The 17,825-nt window shown below is 43.0% G+C and carries 18 protein-coding genes; 7 read left to right on the forward strand and 11 right to left on the reverse strand.

Translation table 11 applies throughout. From position 1 onward, the window contains the following. Nucleotides 1–284: 284 nt before the first annotated feature. Nucleotides 285–1,076, reverse strand: coding sequence for a hypothetical protein (locus tag PP181_RS11470; RefSeq protein WP_272637216.1), 792 nt, complete (start codon nt 1,074–1,076; stop codon nt 285–287). 281 nt (nt 1,077–1,357) lie between these two features. On the opposite strand from PP181_RS11470, the gene PP181_RS11475 reads away from it, so the two are divergent. Next, nucleotides 1,358–1,987: a GntR family transcriptional regulator gene (locus PP181_RS11475; RefSeq protein WP_272637217.1), complete on the forward strand. Its 630-nt coding sequence runs from the start codon at nt 1,358–1,360 to the stop codon at nt 1,985–1,987. Here the strand turns inward: PP181_RS11475 and PP181_RS11480 are convergent, their stop codons facing one another. Then, on the reverse strand, nt 1,988–2,590 hold the full coding sequence (locus PP181_RS11480; protein WP_272637218.1) for a hypothetical protein: 603 nt from the start codon (nt 2,588–2,590) through the stop codon (nt 1,988–1,990). Nucleotides 2,591–2,594: 4 nt separating this feature from the next. Then, entirely contained in the window at nt 2,595–3,083 is a 489-nt protein-coding gene (locus tag PP181_RS11485) for an RNA polymerase sigma factor (RefSeq protein ID WP_138258841.1), read from the reverse strand. A gap of 142 nt (nt 3,084–3,225) precedes the next feature. Here PP181_RS11485 and PP181_RS11490 point away from each other — a divergent pair, with 142 nt between their 5' ends. Further along, nucleotides 3,226–3,363 carry a hypothetical protein gene (locus tag PP181_RS11490; RefSeq protein WP_272637219.1) on the forward strand — a complete coding sequence of 46 codons (138 nt, stop codon included), beginning with the start codon at nt 3,226–3,228 and terminating at the stop codon, nt 3,361–3,363. Between the two features lie 4 nt (nt 3,364–3,367). Here PP181_RS11490 and PP181_RS11495 read toward each other — a convergent pair whose 3' ends face one another. From PP181_RS11495 to PP181_RS11505, 3 genes are read right to left on the reverse strand one after another with little or no spacing between them, the layout of a single operon-like run. Then, nucleotides 3,368–4,459 carry an amidohydrolase family protein gene (locus PP181_RS11495; RefSeq protein ID WP_272637220.1) on the reverse strand — a complete coding sequence of 364 codons (1,092 nt, stop codon included), beginning with the start codon at nt 4,457–4,459 and terminating at the stop codon, nt 3,368–3,370. A 10-nt stretch (nt 4,460–4,469) separates the two neighbouring features. Then, a complete protein-coding gene (locus tag PP181_RS11500) occupies nt 4,470–5,087 on the reverse strand; it encodes a nucleotidyltransferase family protein (RefSeq protein WP_272637221.1) in 618 nt (205 codons plus the stop codon). Beyond that, nucleotides 5,084–6,091: an XdhC family protein gene (locus tag PP181_RS11505; RefSeq protein WP_272637222.1), complete on the reverse strand. Its 1,008-nt coding sequence runs from the start codon at nt 6,089–6,091 to the stop codon at nt 5,084–5,086. Before PP181_RS11505 ends, PP181_RS11500 begins: the two co-directional genes overlap by 4 nt. A gap of 172 nt (nt 6,092–6,263) precedes the next feature. On the opposite strand from PP181_RS11505, the gene PP181_RS11510 reads away from it, so the two are divergent. Continuing rightward, nucleotides 6,264–7,355: a vWA domain-containing protein gene (locus PP181_RS11510; RefSeq protein ID WP_154919129.1), complete on the forward strand. Its 1,092-nt coding sequence runs from the start codon at nt 6,264–6,266 to the stop codon at nt 7,353–7,355. Between the two features lie 204 nt (nt 7,356–7,559). Then, on the forward strand, nt 7,560–8,396 hold the full coding sequence (locus PP181_RS11515) for an OmpA/MotB family protein (protein WP_272637223.1): 837 nt from the start codon (nt 7,560–7,562) through the stop codon (nt 8,394–8,396). Nucleotides 8,397–8,739: 343 nt separating this feature from the next. On the opposite strand, the gene PP181_RS11520 is transcribed toward PP181_RS11515, so the two are convergent. From PP181_RS11520 to PP181_RS11530, 3 genes are all read right to left on the reverse strand, one after another. Further along, complete coding sequence (locus PP181_RS11520) at nt 8,740–10,209, reverse strand: M14 family metallopeptidase (RefSeq protein WP_272637224.1); 1,470 nt, start codon at nt 10,207–10,209, stop codon at nt 8,740–8,742. 329 nt (nt 10,210–10,538) lie between these two features. Then, nucleotides 10,539–11,192: a peptidoglycan recognition protein family protein gene (locus tag PP181_RS11525; protein ID WP_272637225.1), complete on the reverse strand. Its 654-nt coding sequence runs from the start codon at nt 11,190–11,192 to the stop codon at nt 10,539–10,541. Next, nucleotides 11,189–11,620, reverse strand: a complete 432-nt coding sequence (locus PP181_RS11530) for a 3D domain-containing protein (RefSeq protein WP_138258849.1) — start codon at nt 11,618–11,620, stop codon at nt 11,189–11,191. Before PP181_RS11530 ends, PP181_RS11525 begins: the two co-directional genes overlap by 4 nt. Before the next feature lie 97 nt (nt 11,621–11,717). On the opposite strand from PP181_RS11530, the gene PP181_RS11535 reads away from it, so the two are divergent. Then, the gene (locus PP181_RS11535; RefSeq protein ID WP_272637226.1) at nt 11,718–13,052 is read left to right on the forward strand and encodes a serine hydrolase domain-containing protein; all 1,335 of its coding nucleotides are present in this window, start codon (nt 11,718–11,720) and stop codon (nt 13,050–13,052) included. 617 nt (nt 13,053–13,669) lie between these two features. Here PP181_RS11535 and PP181_RS11540 read toward each other — a convergent pair. Then, on the reverse strand, nt 13,670–14,512 hold the full coding sequence (locus PP181_RS11540; protein WP_272637227.1) for a 1,4-dihydroxy-2-naphthoyl-CoA synthase: 843 nt from the start codon (nt 14,510–14,512) through the stop codon (nt 13,670–13,672). A 147-nt stretch (nt 14,513–14,659) separates the two neighbouring features. On the opposite strand from PP181_RS11540, the gene PP181_RS11545 reads away from it, so the two are divergent. Together PP181_RS11545 and PP181_RS11550 are read left to right on the forward strand one after the other, a co-directional pair. Beyond that, nucleotides 14,660–15,388, forward strand: a complete 729-nt coding sequence (locus tag PP181_RS11545; protein ID WP_272637228.1) for a phosphatase PAP2 family protein — start codon at nt 14,660–14,662, stop codon at nt 15,386–15,388. Nucleotides 15,389–15,438: 50 nt separating this feature from the next. Continuing rightward, nucleotides 15,439–16,575, forward strand: coding sequence for an amidohydrolase (locus PP181_RS11550; protein WP_272637229.1), 1,137 nt, complete (start codon nt 15,439–15,441; stop codon nt 16,573–16,575). A gap of 2 nt (nt 16,576–16,577) precedes the next feature. Here the strand turns inward: PP181_RS11550 and PP181_RS11555 are convergent, their stop codons facing one another. After that, nucleotides 16,578–17,816, reverse strand: a complete 1,239-nt coding sequence (locus PP181_RS11555; protein WP_272637230.1) for a glycosyltransferase — start codon at nt 17,814–17,816, stop codon at nt 16,578–16,580. Between the last annotated feature and the right edge of the window lie 9 nt (nt 17,817–17,825).

Raw genomic sequence — 17,825 nt, forward strand, 5'->3', positions numbered from 1 at the left:
CGTGCAATGGGCCGAGGTTAGAAACCATACCCATTAATCCGGAATTCATCAATCAATCAATTAATCATCAATCAGATCCCGATTCATTTCGGGACAAAAATGAACAACATGAGAACTTATATCAAACATTCAATAACCGAAGCGAAAAGGCTGACCAAAGGTAAAGTCCGTTGGGTAGCTGCCAAGGAAGTCATAGCTTTGGTTTAGCATACACATAAAATGAAAAAGGATAAGACCTCATCAATCTTATCCTTTTTTTGTCTGCCATTTTAAGGGCAAATGTTTTAGTCACGCAGGGTAATCTCCTCTTCTACTCCATTTGGGTAGGTAATGGTGGCAACGTTATCACACGTACTATCGCCAAAATCTACATTTACGGTAAGGCCGTTTTTAGAAACGGTCATATCACCGGCGGCTACATACCCACAGTTGACACTACTTGTCAACGGAGCATTTACCGTGACGTTGTACGTATTTCCTTCGTAAACAACGGTCCAAGTTCCAGCAATGCTATAGGTAGTCGATTCAAGCGAATCACCAAAAGTAAGGGTAAAAGACCTTTCGCCTTCGTCGGAAATTAAGGAGCCATCGGCCATTTCAACCGTAAGGTTGCTAGTTACCGAAAATGAAACACTATTTCCTTCAGAATTGGCATTTAACTGATAGGATCTGGTTCCATTGATTTTGATTTCGCCTACATAAAAATCTTCATAACTGGCCGAAAAAGACCCTTGTTCCCCGTCGGTGTCATAGGTCACGGTTAGGGTTCCGTTAATATTTTCGGTACCATTGAGGACACAATTGTTAAATGTGGCCACATATCCCGTTTCCGTATACTGGGCACTGTAGCACTCATTGACCATAGTTTTTCCAGTACTTCCGTTATTGTTGTAAAGTTCGAACAGGGCAACATCGATACCACCTACAATATCGTCCGTTTCCAGCACCGCCTCCAAGTCGGCTTGTGAAAGTACTATGTCATTGTCCTTTTCGGCATCATCGCTACAACTGTACCCTAGCATCAGGACAGTGGCCAAAAGACTTAAATTCTTCAACGTGTTTTTCAAAATTTTCATCTGTTTATTTTATTTGTTTTTAAAAGGTTAGATGCAATTCACCATAAACCATCTAGACAGGTATTAAGACTTGTTATGGTTCATTTCATGCTATTTTCTTTTTTATTTGATTAAATGGTTACTTATTACAATCATAAAAACGTGCAACCACCAAAAATAGTATGGTTTAGGAGCACGCAAACCGTGCATTTCAACGAATAATTTCCGGCAGCCGACTTCAAACGATATACTAGAAACCCAAAAACCGAGTTAAAATCATATACGATATATTATATTTGAAAATGATTCAGAAAATAAACCTAAGGGACCAGGTACGGGATTACCTGCTTTTTGAAATGAAGCAAGGGAAGCTGCACATAGGTAAGACCATCAACTTGGCCGCCCTTTCCAGGGAATTAAGAGTTAGTGTGACCCCCATACGGGAGGCATTGACCCAACTACAGCAGTCCCATATCATAAAGGCAGTACCTAACAGAGGATTTATCATTGCCGAGCTTGATGTTAAGGAAGCCGAGGACCTCTACGGACTGGTCGCCAGCTTAGAGGTTATGGCCATTGAAAACTCGGAATTCAATAGGGATCATATCGACGCGCTTAGAAAGCAACAGGATGTATTCGAAAATGCCCAAGATGCCATTAGTCGGATTCAGGCCGATTTGGAATTTCACCACCTGCTTACCAAAGGGTACGAAAACGAACTGGCGTTAAAAATCCTGCAAGATTTACGAACCCGAATATTCTTTTACGAGCGTGCCTTTACTTCGGACGATTCCTTTTACAATAAATCCGACAATCAGCATGAGGCCATAATTTCTGCCATTGCCGATGACAACGTGCCCACCGCCTCCCTTCTATTAAAAATGAACTGGATGTTGATCCTCAATTATATCCAAAAGAAATTGACGGAATAATCATGCTTCCAAATCCTCCAACAGGGCTTCGGCAGAATTCGTTACCTTTTTATAGCTTCTATAGCCCCATCGGCTTACAAAAACCATAAGAACAAGAACAAACACTATGGCTATTATCTGTTCAGGTTTCAATTCCGAAAGGATCAATGTCTTGTCCCTGAGCAGCTTTAAGGCCAAGGCTGGCGAGAACAGTAAGGAAATAAAGCTCACGGCAATGGCAATTTGCTGAAGTTTTAGGAGTCGTTTTTTTTCCTTAGTATAGGTTATGAGGTTCTCCCTGTACGATTTAGTAAGGATATCGAGGTTTTTTATTCGATGCAATGCACGCAACACCAAGGTGGGCAAAATCGTTAAAAAAGCTAGTGTAAATACTCCAGAAAGCTTTAAGTACAAGGTATCCAGTTTCCAGAAATTAAAAAGTATAAACCCTGCCAATATATAGCATATAATGGCCCCTACGTTCTCGTAATTGTTGAGTTTGCTGAATTTGTTCCTATAGTTGTTCCGTGTCATTTTCAAGATGATTTCGTTCGTTAATTTTTTTTGATTTTCCAATTCCTGGCTCATGGCCATCCAATTCGCCTGTAATTCTTCCAATTCCATCTGCTTATGTTTTTACCATGTTTTTTCTAAGTTTTTCCTTGATTCGGGATATCCTAGTTCCCACATTGGACGTATTCAATCCCGTTATTTCCCCTATTTCCTGATAGGATTTCCCCTCCAATAACAGCAGCATGATACCCTTTTCCAAGGAATTCATTTTTTCAATCTGCCGATGTAACAATCTCACCCGTTCCTGAAAAAGGTCGTCAGTGCCCTCCGCCATACTAACCAGGGATTCCTTGATGGGTTCCGATTTTGGGATGCGTTTTGATTTCTTCAAATGCGTAATGGCCGTGTTCATGGCCACCCGATACATCCAAGTACTGATCTTGGATTCGTTCCTAAAACTGTCAAAATACTTCCAAAGCTGATAGACGATTTCCTGAAACAAATCCTCCCGATCCTGTTCATTATTTGTGTAGATAGCGGAAACTTTGTAAAGTAACCCCTGATGTTCCCGTATAACCTCCGCAAAAGCATCGCTATTCCCCATGCAAGTTTTTCTTCATTTCCCTATAGGTATGCAATGTGTCAAAAAAATCACATAAAGGGATAAAAAATATTTTGGATTAGATTTAATTTGCTGGGATACAACAAATAAAAAAGGGATTCGTTTCCATTTAAAACATCCAATCATGCAATATTTGAACAAAGAAATTGAGGCACTGACCAAAAGGAAGAAGTCGGCCCCCTTGGTAAAAAGGGAAATCTCCTGTGGTGTTTTTCAAGATGTTGAAAAGCTTCCACAAAAAGATGTCGAAACCGACCTATAGCCCCTTATTCAAACAGAGATCTATCCAACCCTGGAATCAAATTCAGGGCATTTTCATAATATACTTTTTTGAGCACCTCGTCCGGTAGGTTTAATCCGTACATGGCCCAAAAGGCGTGGTACTTCTTATAATAGGGAAAATATTCATCGTTGCTTTCCAGCACCCTAAAATACGTGGGGAATTCATCCGGGTTCCAACTGTCCTTTCCAAAAAGTATCCTATCCTGATATTTAATAAAGAACTCCCTGGCATGTTGCGGTTGCCGACCCAATTCTGCGATTACAGCGGAGATACCAACGTTCATATTGGGTATCTCATCCAACAATTCGCCCAGTTTCCCCAAATTGTTCGCGTGCCAACCCATGTGGGCATTGATAAATTTCGTTTTTGGATGTCTTTTAAAAACATTATGCTGTTCCTGTATAATCTGTTCCCAAGGTGCGGGATCTGTATTTGAACGTTTTCTTCTGGGGTGGGTTTTTAGTTCCAGCCACCGTTCGTTATCGCTATCCATATCGTCCCAAAAAGACTTAGGGTCGGCTGCATGGATCAAGACGGGTACGCCCATTTCCGCACATTTGGCCCAAATAGGGTCCAAACGGGAGTCGTCAATGGCCAATCTGTTACCTGAATCATCGGTATTGCGAAGCCCAAGACTTTTGAATACCTTGAGTCCCTTTGCTCCGTTTTTGATGTCCGCCTCCAATTGGGCAGCGGCCTTTTGACCCCATTCGCCACCATCCGCTCCTTCAAAGTCTACATTCGCGAACACCACAAACCTATTGGGATAGCTTTTCTGGATATTATCGACCTTCTCCTTGAGACTTTCCCCCGAACCACCACTAAGGTTCACCATAACCCCCTCGTTCAAGGATTCCATATCCTTTAAAAGGCTGCCCAGTTTTTCGACGGACATGTCCCGCTGATGGCTGTGGACGTCTATAAATCGGAATTTTGCCTGTTTTATCTCGGCACCCGGAACGACGAGCGTTGAGGTAGGGTTGTATTCCTCAAAACTCATTTCCTGTGAAAAAACAGCTTGAGATAAGGCAATTACAAAAGTGGCAGCGGCGATAAGGCTATTTAGTTTCTTCATAAAAAGGGATTTATGGGTGGTGATTTTCGTTATAGATTTTTTGATAGGCTTCCGGAGTATCGATATCGGCCAAAAGCCCTTGGGCATCCAGGCCGAGGGTGACGGATGTATTGAAACCCAGTATGTCCCGGGCCCCATAATCGGAGTCCAGCTTCAAGAGCGCATCGTACAAATCCGGTCCAAAAATTGCCGGAACGCCCATTTTTTTTCCATAGTTACTGGCTACGATGGAAACGTTTTGGGTTGAGAATTCAAGCAACATACGGTTTAGATAGTCTGGGGTGACCAATGGCTGATCGGCAAGACATACCAACACGCCATCCAAAGGAGAATAGGTTTCCCTAAGATATCGAACACCGGCGGCTATACTATTTCCCAAACCTTTTTCCCATGTGGCGTTTTCAATGATATCCGTGGAAGAGGGGTCGGTTTTTAAACTAGATTTTATTTTTTGGGCATTGGCACCCAAGACGACCACAATTCTTTTGGCTTCCAGTTCCATTACGCGGTTCAGCACATATTGCAATAAAAAAGTACCTTTCCATGGCAATAATTGCTTGATATCCTGCATCCGACTGGATTTTCCAGCGGCCAATACAACAACGCCTATGTTCTGGACCGATTTCAATTATGGATGCCTTCTTTCTTGTCCTTCAACATGATGGGTTCCTGGTTTCGTATCACCGCCAAAATCTCCGAAAGTATGGCAATGGCGATTTCCTCCGGAGCTTCGGCACCAATATTGATTCCAGCCGGTCCATGAATGCTCTCAAAAAAAGCATAGTCCTCGTCGGGATATAAATCGATGTACTCATTGAATAGTTTTTCCCGTCTTTTGGAAGGTCCCAAAAGCCCAAAATACATCGGTTTACATGTCTTTACCGCATGTAGGTATTTTAGATCCTTCACGTAACTGTGCGTCATTAACACCAAGGCCGTTTGATCATCGATTTTCTCTATGGGCAAATCTTGTGGTTCCACGTTCCAAAGCTCGTCGATGCCCGGAAAATCGGCTATGGTCTTTCCCTCAGACGGTACTACGCTTACAGAAACCTCCCATCCCATTTCCAGAGCGATTTTGGATAGTTTTACCGCATCGTGTTCCCCGCCTACGATGGCCAGTTTATAGCACGGTTTTAGGGTCTGCTCGTAAGTTGAACGTTCAGTTGAATCGGGTCCTGCACCCAGGGGAATCGGTTTTTCATCAAATAAAAACAGGGAACCAATATTGGCATGTTCCCCGTATTCCTTCACGTAATAGGAAAGAATTTTAAACGGAGTCCTGGTTTTTATAGCCCTATGGAAGCCCTTGAGCAGTGCTTCTGTCGGTTGAAATGGCTCAATTAGAATATATAGTATTCCCTCGCAACCCAAACGAAACCTACCGTCATAGGTCATCATTTTCGGGGTGTCGGTCTTAAAAACGCTCGCGGCCTGAAAAAACACCTCCTTCTCAACGCATCCCCCGCTAACCGCCCCAACCATGGTACCGTCCTCAGAGATCAACATACGAACCCCGGGCCTTCTATACGAAGAGCCGTCCAGGGCGACCACACTGGCCAACACAGTTTTGAGACCTTTGGCCCGTAAGTTTCCATACCCCTGAAAAATTTTTTTGAGTTCGTGCGTCATTTTGAATGGCAGTTGCTATAGTTTTGCCCACTAATTAGCGAAAATTACCCAATCCCGCCTGTTTTTTAAAGACTGGGTACTTTCTTTAACACTCTTTAACATAATTTTTTCAATGGCCCATAATTTCCGAGCGGAAAGTGCGTTCTGCTTGATGAACTCAAAATGTATGACTATGAATTTGTTCCTAAGAACCTTTGGTTTTTTATTTGCGCTTTCTCTTTTTGTTTCCTGTGGTAATGCCGATGACGATGTAGACCTAAACCTTAATTTGGGTGATGGCCTTGGAAAAGGAGTGCCCGTAGACGATTGTTTGGGGCTGGAAGAAGGTGAACTCGTACTCTCAATCCAGGACCAGTATACGACCTTACCTGGAAAAGTATCCATATTCTTTAGGGTTTCCGATACCAATGGAAATCCCGTACCCGGATTAACGGCAGAGCAATTTACCATTTACGAGCAGGGAAGAAATGACGATTGTTTCAATACCATTTCCACGTCTGAATCTTTTGCACGTATTTCCCCAAATTCACAGATATTCTCCAACAACGCCCTTTTGGTGCTGGATTTGAGCAACAGTGTCTTGGAAAGCAGCTTGCAGGAACTGAAAATGGCCAGTGCCAGTTTTGTGGACAACGTGATGCCCGATGCAGAGTCCGACTCCTTCAAAATGGCGATTTATTGGTTCGATGGTGAAAATGAACTGCATTTGTTGAACGAACTTACATCCTCCAAAGACGAATTGATTACATCCATCAATGGAATTACCGATAACATCAGTACCGACCCATCAACGGATCTGTACGGAGCGGTCATAAAATCGACCGATATCGCAACGGACATTATTAATAAAACAACTAGTGGAGACAAGATTGGTGCCGCTTCCGTGGTCATCTTTACCGATGGTACGGATCAGGCTTCCAGGTTTACCGAAGAAGCAGCACTCAAAAAAGTGAACGACGCCAATTCCAATATTTCTTTTTTCAGTATTGGATTGGGTAGCGAAATCGATACACAGGTATTGATGGATATCGGGAAGACTTCCAGCGTATTTGCGAGTAACAAGGATGATTTGGAAGATACCTTTAACGAGATTTCAGAAAAGGTTTCGGAGCGGGCGAACAGCTTCTACCTCTTCGAATATTGCAGTCCAAAACGGGACGGCAGTGGAGAAAATAATTTGGCCATCGAGGTAAATACGGGTACGAGACAAGGTGCGGTACAGACCAAGTTCAACGCCAATGGATTTACCGGCGGTTGCGAGTAAAAAAATATACCGATTGATTTAAAAAGAGGCAATTTTTGCCTCTTTTTTTATATCTAAATTTTAACAGCCTAAACCTTTTTATATCAACAATTTAAAGCCTTTAAAAAGAGGTCAATTTCCAAAACATTGCCATTCCAAAAAATCCATTCCCAAAAAATTCCCGTACATGTTATTGAAAGATTATTAACTAAATACACACTTGAAATGAAAAAATTATCAATAATCGGGGTAGCATCCATTGTACTTTTATCTTCCTGTGTTTCGAAAAAGAAATACGTGGCCTTGGAGGACAACTTGGCACAGACGCAAAGTAAATTGACCAAGACCCAGGTAGAAAAAGAAGAGTTGGAAACTAAAATGGCCAAAATAGAGGCCCGAGTGGAAGAGTACAACTCCAAAATAAATTCACTTAAGGAAATAAACGACAGTCAGTACACTACCGTGGATGATGTTGCCGTAATGAGCAACAATACCAAGGCAAACATGAGAATGACCTTGGAAAACGTAGATCCAGCAAAACTAGCCGAAGCCAAAACACTTCAGGATTCCATGAATTTGGCAGTTTCCTATAAACTGAAACAATCCATCGCGGACGAAGGGGAAGATGTGGACGTAAGCATTGACAAAACCGTGGTAATGATAAACATCTCTGATGAATTGTTGTTCAACACCGCTGGATACAGGGTTAGCAACAAAGCCGATAATGTACTTAAGAAATTGGCCGATGTCATCAATTCCGAACCCAGTATGGAAGTAATGGTAGAGGGTCATACGGATTCCAGAACCATCAATACCCCCCTGTTTGAGGACAATTGGGACTTGAGCGTAAAAAGGGCGACTTCCATTGTTCGCGAACTACAGAACGAATACAATGTAAATCCAAAACAGTTGATCGCTGCCGGTAGAAGTAGCTACCTTCCCTTGGTAGAAAACGACAGCAAGGAAAATATGGCCAAGAACAGAAGGACCAAAATCGTAATCCTTCCCAATTTGGACAAATTCTTCGCCTTGATGGATGCAGATACAGCTAGTATCGACTAAGAAAAAACTGAATTTTTAAAACTAAGGGCGGCCATGGCCGCCCATTTTTATTTCAGGAATCTCTGGTAGGGTTTGGTGGTCCCGTAATTGTTTATATATTATAACAACCCCAAAGAATACCAAACATACACATCCTAAAGGCTATTGGAATGTTCAATTTAAAAATTAAACGTCATGGATGTACTCAAAGAAATTTATTGGAAAAGTGCCCTGGGCATTTTACCAAACCCCATTAAAAGTCTGGTTTTACTTATATTCTCGGCAATTGTAGCCATATTGTTCACCATGTTATATCTTCTTTTAAAACATGGTCATTATTTGACTGTTCAATTTGGTTATTAGATTACTTTCTAAAAATCATGGCATTGGGAATAGTAATGTTTTTTGACGCTAAGTCGATAAGAAAACCATTGATGACCGCAAACGTATACTTTCCATCCTTTCTAAGGAAAAAAGTGGGATTGATACCCGGCTGGAGTCGTAAATCCGGCGCCTTAAAATTATCGCCCACCAAGTGCAAGGGTATGGGCGAATTCAATTGTTTTAGCGGAATATCGGATACTTTAAGGTAGCCATAGCCTTCGGATAACAATTTTTTGGCATCCAACTTTTTTGCTTCGGCCATAGTGGAAACCGTTTGACCATATACCTTTGCCGGAACAATTTCATGACCTGTGCCATCCAAGGTCTCATAACCGTAATAGGTGGATAAATCGCCTTGATCCCAAATCCTACTGCTGTACCAAAAATTATCATGGTCCTCATAATCCACCTCCACCTGATTGATGCCCAAGTCCAAAATATAGGAATCACCCATTAGATTATAGGTCGCACCTACAATCTTTAGGTCAAACAGCATCCTATCGTTTTCAGGTATTTCTTCATATTCCGAGATATCGATTTCCTTGAAATTTTCCTTGGCTATGGTATAGATGGCCGATAAAATGGAGACATAGTTAAGTTTTCGGATTTCCTGTTTTTCCGGGTCTTCAGGATACCCACCCGATTCAATCAAAATGGTACTAGTACCCCATTTTTGGATGTTGTCGCCAAAGGCCCTAGGCTCAAAAGCATCGTTATACCGTCCTACTTGTCCTGGTGCATATTTTTGAAGGATATTGTTCATGAAAACAATGATTTTCATGGCATTCCCGCGCACTTCATTAATATCCTTTTCGTAATTAAAAGCAGGGGCCAAATAGGATATGGTGGCCGGCTTTTCAGTGCGCTCCGCATTGTAGTACGTACTTTGATCGTGCAGATTAAAGCCAAAATCGGCCTCCAGACTATCCCGCACCCTTTTCAAGGTCTTTCCTTCGGGCGATTGCAAACGAAGGGCATCCCGATTGATATCGATTCCCAACAGGTTACGACGTTGAAAGAGTTCCGCCCCATCCGGATTGAGCATGGGCAAAAAGTGAATGGTCAGGTTGGAAAGCATCGCTTCCTTTTCTTCCTGAAAATCGGGACTGTCCAAAAAATTAAGGATATCAAAAATTGCCTGGGTGGCGGTGGGCTCGTCCCCATGCATCTGGGACCACAAAAAAACATCGGTTGCACCGCTACCAATACTGACCAAGGAAAGCGATTTTCCACCTATGGAGGTGCCAACCTTATTCACCGTGAACTTCGGATTCCTTCTGAATTTCTCCAACAAGGGTTGTAGATCGGCGTGCTTTATTCTTCTTTTCCCAAGCGTGGGTTCCTTATATTTTTCATACGTCTCGTACAATTGTTCGGTTATATCCTGTGCCTGGCTGGTAAAAATTGTCAGGATTAAGAAAGCAATGATAACACAATGAAATCTTTTCATTCGTTTGAAATTTGGTTAAAATGTCTATTATCAAATATTTACTTTTTTATTACTCCTCGTACATTTTAAAAATATTATACAAAAATGTCAGTTCGAGTGGTTGATTTTCGATTTTTCCCATCGAAAATCAAGTGTATCGAGAACCCCTCGCCTTCGCTCAGGGCAGGCTCCTTTTCGGCCTTAAAAAGGTTCTTCGATAAAATTTTTCTTCATTGCATTGCGAAAAATCACTCGAACTGACACCTTTGGTCAAGACAATAGGTTCAAATTACACCTCGGGTCTTCGTAGAGGTACTTAACTTTCCATACAAAATCCCTCGACGAGGGTTTCATTCAGGGATAGGTTTAAAGTTCAAATCCTTTACGGCCTTCCTAATGTTATGCATAAAATCGGTTCCCGGGTCGGTCTTCTGGGTCCTATAGCCTTCGTCCTGCTCCAACCATAAGGGATGGTTCTCAAATTTTGAGTATTCATAATGTCCGATCAGATATTCGATATCATATTTTTCCGCCAAATAGCGAACGAGCCAAATATTGGATTTTAGCTGGGCCTTGGTCAAGGGTTGTCCGGTGTCCCCGCCCACATTCTCCACACCTATGGCACAATGGTTCAAGCCTATAACATGCCTGGCCATGGTCGTTTCGGGCATTAGTCTATAAATGGTACCATCGCGGTCCACCATAAACTGGGAGGAAACGTTCAGGGTCCCGGCAGCGTTAATATCGGGCCTGGAATTGGGCAAGGTTGGCGAATCAAAAGCGTTGAAGGATTTTTCAAAGGTTGGGATTACGGTCCAATGCAGCACGATCATTTTAGGTACGATATCAGGGGATTCCTTTACCAATCCGTATCTGTCCTGCATATATTCCAAGGTCAATATCCTTCGCTCGTCATCAAAGGTAATGGGCTTGTCCACAATGGTACGGGTCACCGAACAGGATGTCAGGCAGACAACTAAGGCCAGTATTTTTATAACCTTCATTTTTGAATTTCGTTTACGGTGTCTTTTTTCTTAAGAACGGCATACTGTATCTGGACCTTTCTCCGCCCCCACTCCTTGGCCTTCTTTTTGTCCTCACCCATATAAATGTCGATTCTATTGCGCCATCTGGGGTGCATCTTGTCCTTTACGATATAGATTCCCTCAAATGTATCGATTTTTACCAAGGTATTGTGTCGCAATCCCTGTCTTAAAAGATCTCTGGAGACAGCGATCCACTTGACCCCAGGTTTGATGGAGTCGCCCCAGGCAGTTACTTCTGGATGCTCAAAGGACGTCTGCCCTGGGAAGGAATTATAGGCCGTGGCCGTAACGGTTAGGGGAACCCAATCATACGTATCCGCTTCCTTGGACCTTTGGTCACATCCTATACTAACAAAAAGCACAAAAAGCCCCAGAATTCGATGCATGACTTTTAAATGAGACATGGAATATACTAATAATCTCTTTTTGTCAATACGACCCATATAAACCTTTTTCTCTAATTTAGAAGCCAATAGATGGAATATGAAAAAAATTAAATGGGCCTTTGCCCTCCTGTTGGTCGGACTTCTGATATTCGGCTACATCAATTATCCCAAACTGAACCTCATTTCCGGTTATGCCTCCAAAAATTTGGCATCCAATGTATTTCTTGCAAAAAGGAACGCCTATTTCGTGAACACAGTAGACCACGATATGCCCCTGATAAACCTGGCTACGGCCGAAGCCGATTCGGAAATCAAATCTGCCAAGGCTTCCGTATACGGACTCATGGAACGGATATCGGTCTACAAAGAAGGGCTGGGAGCCGTTCTGACCAATACCGAGCATCAAAAACACAACTTTTCCATAGTTCCGGAACGAAACCAAAAAAGAGACACCCTACCCTTTCCATACGGAAATCAGGGGGTTAAGGATACCGTAATGGCCAATGTGGATTATGATGCCTTGGAATATGTACTGAGCAGGGCCTTACAGGATTCCGTTCAAAAGACCAGAAGCCTATTGGTGGTATATAAAGACCAGATCATTGGGGAAAAATATGGTGACCGATTTACCAAGGATACCAAAATTTTAGGCTGGTCCATGACCAAAAGTATTTTGGGAACCCTATATGGCATTTTGGAATATGAAAATGGAATTTCCCTGGAATATCGCCCTTTTGAATCGCTTTATAATACCGATGGCCCAAAATCAGAAATAACGCTGAACCATTTATTGCGGATGCAAAGCGGATTGGCCTGGGACGAGGATTACTTTAAAATCTCCGATGTCACCAAAATGTTGTTCCTCGATTCCGATATGTCGCAAGCACAGTCCGATAATGACGTAATCGCGCCACCCACCGAAGTTTGGAACTATTCTTCAGGCACCAGTAATCTGCTTTCGGGAATATTAAGGAAGCAATTTCCTACGCATCAGGAATACTTGAATTTTCCCTATGCCAAACTAATCGATAGAATTGGCATGCACTCCATGCTGATAGAGACCGATTTAGAGGGTAACTTCGTTGGCTCCTCCTACGGATGGGCCACCACGCGGGATTGGGCCAAATTCGGACTGCTATACCTTCACCGGGGCGATTGGAACGGTGACCGAATCTTTGCAGATAGTTGGGTGGACTACATCACCAAACCCACGGAACATTCCAACGGTACCTACGGCGCCCATTTTTGGTTGAATGCGGAAGGGAAATATCCCGATTTGCCACGGGACCTGTATTCTGCCAATGGTTTTCAGGGGCAACGCGTGTTTATCGTTCCATCAAAGGACATGGTCATTGTTCGAACAGGATTGGAGGAGCAGTCGGACGAACATTTCAATACCCTGATCGGCGATATTCTAAAAACCATTAAATAGGCCGTTTTCAAAAACCCAAAATATGCAATAGAAAATCTATTACGGCTTCAAACTACTTCAAACACACGCTGTTTAAGCCGTTTTTTAATTTAACCATAGCGATGCTATGCCAAAATCAAGAAAACAACTGTGTTTATTGTATTTTAAACCCTCATGACGAAGTCCTAATGTATAATTTGAGTTAAAATTATTGTACGATTTTTCAACCAGACTACAAGATTCCATTGGTTGACCACATTTCTGCCTTGGGAGACAACAATAGTTTCCCCAAGCCCGCCTTCCTAGCTACTTTTAGAGTGTTACAAAAACGAATTAATTTTTTTCATTTTCATATAGTGTTCTCGTAAAAGAGTCCGGTCGAATTGATCGGGCTCTTTTTAGTTTTTAGCAATTTGGCCTAGTTTAAGCCCAGAGGCATTCATTTAAGGAAAACAGCGCATAAAACGTAATACTAACAGAGCACCGTTATCATGGTGCGAAGAGGAATCCTACCTTACCCTATTCTTTTTGGGATTTCTTTCTGCGTTCGAAATGACAATAAGTTCAAAGAAAACCAATTTATTCAACAGTTCTCAATGGCCTGATTGATAAGTGTTTCGCTTATAACTTAATAAGAATCAAGGCAACCAATTATTCTTGCCAAAGTTGGGCTTTCTTTTTTCCAAAAAGGCGTTCCTGCCTTCCTTGGCTTCTTCGGTCATATAAGCCAAACGGGTAGCTTCGCCGGCAAATACCTGTTGCCCTACCATGCCGTCATCCGTAAGGTTCATGGCGAATTTGAGCATTTTAATGGAGGTGGGGGATTTCTGTAAAATCTCCTGGGCCCATTCATAGGCCGTATCCTCCAATTCAGAGTGGGTAACCACGGCATTGACCATGCCCATTTCAAAAGCCTCCTGTGCGGAATAATTCCTGCCCAAAAAGAAAATCTCACGGGCCTTCTTCTGACCCACCATCTTGGCCAAATAGGCGGACCCGTATCCTGCGTCAAAACTGGTAACGTCGGCATCGGTCTGTTTAAAAATGGCGTGTTCCTTACTGGCCAAGGTCATATCACAGACCACATGGAGGCTGTGACCGCCTCCAACGGCCCAACCGGGAACCACGGCAATCACCACTTTCGGCATAAAACGGATCATACGCTGCACTTCCAAAATGTTGAGCCTATGCTGGCCATCGGCACCCACATAGCCCTTTTCACCCCGGGCCTTTTGGTCGCCGCCGCTGCAAAAGGACCAGATGCCATCCTTTGTAGAGGGACCTTCCGCAGAAAGCAATACTACGCCAATGGAGGTATCCTCCTGGGCATCGTAAAAGGCCTTTATCAATTCACTGGTGGTATGGGGCCTAAAGGCATTCCGAACATTGGGTCGGTTGAAGGCAATTCGGGCGACCCCGTTACTCTTTTTATAGGTAATATCCTCAAATTCCAAGGCGGTTTTCCATTCGGCTACAGTCATTTCAAATCGGTTTTAATTTGCGATATAAAGATAGTTGTTCCTTGGGAAGTCTGCCAAGCGGAAATGAAATGAGTTATTATCTATCCATATTTTATCCGTCCAACTCTAAGAATAGACTTACATTAGAGGTACAATAGAACAATGTCAATGAAGAAAGCGGTCTATCGAATCATAAAATCCATACGTACCCTGCTATCCGAGCTATTTCATGCAAAGGATTCCCGTTTGCCCTATATCATTACGGTTATCGTCTCCCTTGTAATTGTGGTAGGAGGAATCAATCTATTCATAGAACTTACGGATACCCTAAAAACCGATACCCTTGCCAGATATGACACCGCAGTAACTGACTATATCATTTCCTTTAGGAATCCCTCTTTGACTACCTTTTTTAAGTTCGTAACGGATATTGGGGATGTCACGGGCTACCTGATCGTTTTAATGCTTTTCGTGCTACTTTCCTGGCGTATCATTAAAAGTTGGAAGTATGTGCTACAGTCCGTCGTGGTACTGGTACTGGCAACCCTTTCCAATATGGCCCTTAAACGCTTCGTGGACCGAGCAAGACCGGGTATAGAACATCTGGTCACGGTTAAGACCTTGAGCTACCCAAGCGGCCATGCCATGGGGGCGATGGCCTTTTTTGGATTTTTAATCTACCTGATATCCAAATTAAGAATCAATAGGATTTTTAAATATTCCTTGATGGTGTTGGTTGCCTTGCTGATTTTGAGTATTGGTATTAGTAGGATCTATCTTGGGGTCCATTATCCCTCGGATGTGGCAGGAGGTTTCATCGCGGGATTTATATGGGTCGTATTTTGTATCCTTATTTTTGATGTGATACAGATTTTTAGAAGGGACCCCGAAATTTAAATCCGATGCTTCCCAATTCAAAGTGACACACCCTAGGAATATAAATGAACATGTTGGACAAGCTCAAATCTCTTAGAAAGGAACTACATCAATTTCCCGAAGTATCCGGAAATGAATCGCAAACCGCGGAAAGAATCAAGGCGTTTATCATGCAAAACAGCCGACCCACACAAATTTTGGAGGGTTTGGGCGGAAACGGGCTCGCCGTTGTTTACGAAATCTCATCAGATGGGCCCGTTATTGCCGTACGGTGCGAATTAGACGCCCTGCCTATTACGGAGAAAAATGGATTCGCCCATCGTTCTAAAAATCAAGGGGTTTCCCACAAATGCGGTCACGATGGCCATATGGCCATTGTGGCCGGATTGACTCTTTGGTTACGGGAACAGCAGCTATCTAAAGGCAAAATTGTCCTAGTTTTTCAACCCGCCGAAGAGACTGGAAAAGGCGCTGCCCGGATTTTGGGGGATACAAGGTTCCAAGCTTTGAAGATTGAATATGTCTTTGCCTTGCACAACATTCCCGGATATCCTTTACATTCCATACTTGTACCACAAAACGGTTTTTCAGCGGAGGTCCTAAGTTTCGCCCTACATCTCAAAGGGAAAGAATCCCATGCCTCGGAACCTGATAAAGGTATTAATCCCGCTCATTGCCTGGCAGAAGCGATTCAGAGGTTTGATGCGCTGAACATTAATGATCCTGAGAATCCCAATTATAAAATCCTGACGCCCATTTACATGCACATGGGCGAAAAGTCCTATGGGATATCCCCTGCACTTGGGGAACTTCATTATACCGTTAGGACATGGCACCCAGAAACTATGGAAACCTTACGGAAAGAAATAGAAAACATTTGTTACAATATTAGTAAATCCAACTCCATTATGTATTCTTTGGACTGGTTCGAGCATTTTCCCGCAAGCTTGAATGACGCACAAGTCGTTGCTTTGGTAACCGGAGTAGCTCATAAAAACGGTTTTAATGTCATAGAAAAATCGGTGCCATTCTCATTTGGAGAGGATTTTGGGTGGTTCTCAATAAATTATAGGGCTACGATGTTCGGAGTCGGTGCCGGGGAAAATGTCCCTGCTTTACATCATGCCGACTATGATTTTCCCGATGCCCTAATATCCACGGGAATTGAAATGTTCAAGTCAATAATCCAGGAAATTCTAAAGGAGTAGGCTTATTTGTTTTTATGCTTCTCCTCAATCCATTTGGATAAATACTTGGTGCTCTGCACCGTATGATACTCCAAGATTCTTCCCATGATATTTTGTTCGCGATGTGTTGCAAGTGATTTCGATACTTCCGTAATCCTATCCATCAAGGATGTTTCCAAGGATGTTTTTTGGTACAGCGTATTGATGATTTGTATGCCGTTGTCCTGTGCCTTTTGCCACACGGTTTTATCCGTATACAATTCAATGGCCTTATCTATAAAATCGTCTTGGGTCTCGGTAATAAAACCGTTCCAATCCAACGCACCATGCATTCCTTCGGCACCGATTCCCGTGGTTACGCTGGGCGTCCCGTTCAATAGGGCATCCACCAATTTGCCTTTTATACCGGCTCCAAATCGCAACGGGGCTAGACAAACGCGCGCCATTTTCATGACCTCGGATACGCTACGGGCACGTCCACGCACATAAAATCCCTTTTGGGGATTATGCAGCTTCGTGACGGCATCGGGCAGATACGCCCCATATATATAGCATTTGGCGTTCGATATACGCCCCAATATTTTAGGCCAGATATCCTGTTCCAAGTGTTTTATGGCATCCACATTGGGCGTATGCAATCCCCCGCCGATAAAAAGAAAATCCCTGCGTGCCTCAAATTCTGGCCAATCATTTTGTTGTGAAATGGCATCGTACATAAACGGAAGATGCCATAAGAGAGAAGCATCAATTCTGGCAGTCTGTTGCAGGAGTTCCATCTCATAGCTGGAAATAACCAAGGTAAGGTCGCTCCGCAACATACTGGCCAGTTCCCGTTTGGTCCTATCGTCTTGCAACCAATGCGCTTCGGTAAAAGGAATGCCCTTTTTAAAACAGTTTTCCCGTGAATGCCGCAAGGAATGTAAATCCTCTGAATCCAAAATCCGTAGCGCTTCTGGACAACATTCGAACACACGCCAGCCGAATTGTTCCTCCGTAAGAAATCGGTCGAACAAAACGATATCGGGCCTGAGTTCTTTTATAAAGGCATCAAAGGAAGCATCGTTCAGTTTTATGTGATTGGTCGCAATTCCCATTGCTTCCAAATCTTGGGAATGTTCCGTTCTTGAAGCAGTGGACACAAATAAGGTCTCAAATTCATACTTTTTGAATATTTCGATTAATTGCATCATACGCACACCTGCCGCCGTAGCGGTAGGTTCCGGCCAAGTAAGTCCAATGACCAATAATTTTTTGGATTTCATCTCCATGCA

Source organism: Maribacter sp. PR66, assembly GCF_028464205.1.
Lineage (GTDB): Bacteria > Bacteroidota > Bacteroidia > Flavobacteriales > Flavobacteriaceae > Maribacter > Maribacter flavus.

Excerpts from the sequence above, each read along its gene's own strand:
- PP181_RS11545 (WP_272637228.1), top strand. The coding sequence starts at position 14,660 with ATGAAGAAAGCGGTCTATCGAATCATAAAATCCATACGTACCCTGCTA.
- PP181_RS11555 (WP_272637230.1), bottom strand. The coding sequence starts at position 17,816 with ATGAAATCCAAAAAATTATTGGTCATTGGACTTACTTGGCCGGAACCT.
- PP181_RS11515 (WP_272637223.1), top strand. The coding sequence starts at position 7,560 with ATGAAAAAATTATCAATAATCGGGGTAGCATCCATTGTACTTTTATCT.
- PP181_RS11525 (WP_272637225.1), bottom strand. The coding sequence starts at position 11,192 with ATGAAGGTTATAAAAATACTGGCCTTAGTTGTCTGCCTGACATCCTGT.
- PP181_RS11540 (WP_272637227.1), bottom strand. The coding sequence starts at position 14,512 with ATGACTGTAGCCGAATGGAAAACCGCCTTGGAATTTGAGGATATTACC.
- PP181_RS11490 (WP_272637219.1), top strand. The coding sequence starts at position 3,226 with ATGCAATATTTGAACAAAGAAATTGAGGCACTGACCAAAAGGAAGAAG.
- PP181_RS11475 (WP_272637217.1), top strand. The coding sequence starts at position 1,358 with ATGATTCAGAAAATAAACCTAAGGGACCAGGTACGGGATTACCTGCTT.
- PP181_RS11470 (WP_272637216.1), bottom strand. The coding sequence starts at position 1,076 with ATGAAAATTTTGAAAAACACGTTGAAGAATTTAAGTCTTTTGGCCACT.
- PP181_RS11510 (WP_154919129.1), top strand. The coding sequence starts at position 6,264 with ATGAATTTGTTCCTAAGAACCTTTGGTTTTTTATTTGCGCTTTCTCTT.
- PP181_RS11495 (WP_272637220.1), bottom strand. The coding sequence starts at position 4,459 with ATGAAGAAACTAAATAGCCTTATCGCCGCTGCCACTTTTGTAATTGCC.
- PP181_RS11535 (WP_272637226.1), top strand. The coding sequence starts at position 11,718 with ATGAAAAAAATTAAATGGGCCTTTGCCCTCCTGTTGGTCGGACTTCTG.
- PP181_RS11520 (WP_272637224.1), bottom strand. The coding sequence starts at position 10,209 with ATGAAAAGATTTCATTGTGTTATCATTGCTTTCTTAATCCTGACAATT.
- PP181_RS11485 (WP_138258841.1), bottom strand. The coding sequence starts at position 3,083 with ATGGGGAATAGCGATGCTTTTGCGGAGGTTATACGGGAACATCAGGGG.
- PP181_RS11550 (WP_272637229.1), top strand. The coding sequence starts at position 15,439 with ATGTTGGACAAGCTCAAATCTCTTAGAAAGGAACTACATCAATTTCCC.
- PP181_RS11505 (WP_272637222.1), bottom strand. The coding sequence starts at position 6,091 with ATGACGCACGAACTCAAAAAAATTTTTCAGGGGTATGGAAACTTACGG.
- PP181_RS11480 (WP_272637218.1), bottom strand. The coding sequence starts at position 2,590 with ATGGAATTGGAAGAATTACAGGCGAATTGGATGGCCATGAGCCAGGAA.
- PP181_RS11530 (WP_138258849.1), bottom strand. The coding sequence starts at position 11,620 with ATGCATCGAATTCTGGGGCTTTTTGTGCTTTTTGTTAGTATAGGATGT.